Annotated in this window: 1 protein-coding gene; it reads left to right on the top strand. The window is 53.8% G+C overall.

Going from position 1 to position 935, the window contains the following annotated elements:
* Window positions 1–68 precede the first annotated feature (68 nt).
* Window positions 69–922, top strand: a protein-coding gene (locus tag A9G06_RS21815; protein WP_103261584.1) for an IS5 family transposase whose coding sequence is annotated in 2 segments (ribosomal slippage) — window positions 69–411 and window positions 411–922 — 855 coding nt in all. Because the reading frame shifts where the segments join, the coding sequence is not laid out codon by codon here.
* Window positions 923–935: the final 13 nt, after the last annotated feature.

Here is a 935-nt window from a genome sequence, read left to right as displayed (position 1 = left end):
CCTAGGCTGTGTTCTTAAAGTGATGAAGATATAATCTCACATCTTCTCAACAGCTTAAGATCCATTCCGTGTCCCGCCGTTATCAGCTGACTGATGCACAATGGGGGCTTATCGAGCCCCAGTTTCCTTCTCGAAGCCTGATCGGGCGCCCTACCCGTGAACCGCGCCAAGTGCTCGATGGCATTCTCTGGATACTCCACACCGGAGCTCCTTGGCGAGACCTTCCAGAACGTTTCGGACCATGGAATTCGGTCTACAACACCTTCCGGCGTTGGCAGGATGCAGGCCGGATTGATGCCATTCTGGAAGCGCTGCAACTCAAGCTCAATGAAGAAGGGCTCATCGATTTCGACCTGTGGTGCCTGGACGGCTCCAATGTCAGAGCATCCAAAGATGCTGCCGGTGCACGTAAAAAAACACCTCAATGAATCAAGCCCTTGGCCGTTCGCGGGGAGGTTTCGGCAGCAAAATTCACTTGGTCACGGACGGTCATGGCTTACCACTGAGCTTCTGCCTGTCACCGGGGCAATCAGCAGAAATCAGCTATGCAACAAGCGCGTTGGCCATGGCGAGGATACCAACGTCATCAGGTCGCTACCGAACACGGCCAGCGCATCTTGCCGCAGACAAGGCCTATAGCAGCAAAGCCTTTCGAGCCGAGCTACGGCGGAGAAGGATAAAAGCGGTCATTCCGCAACGCAGCGACCAGCAACGGCGCCATAAGGGGCGTCCATTGGTACTGGACAAGGTGCATTACCGCAGGCGCAATGTCGTGGAGCGGTGCTTCGGTTGGTTGAAGAAGTTTCGCCGGTTTTCAACGAGATATGAAAAGCTAGCCAAGAGTTTTGCAGCCTTTATCAAACTGGCTTTCTGCCTTCGCTACTTGCGCGAGTTATGTGTGGACAGAAAACCAGCATTTTGAGAACACAGCCTAG

The sequence above is a fragment of the Aeromonas sp. DNP9 genome (assembly GCF_001728955.1).
Taxonomy (GTDB): domain Bacteria; phylum Pseudomonadota; class Gammaproteobacteria; order Enterobacterales; family Aeromonadaceae; genus Aeromonas; species Aeromonas veronii.
This window is presented reverse-complemented; position numbering and strand designations above follow the sequence as displayed.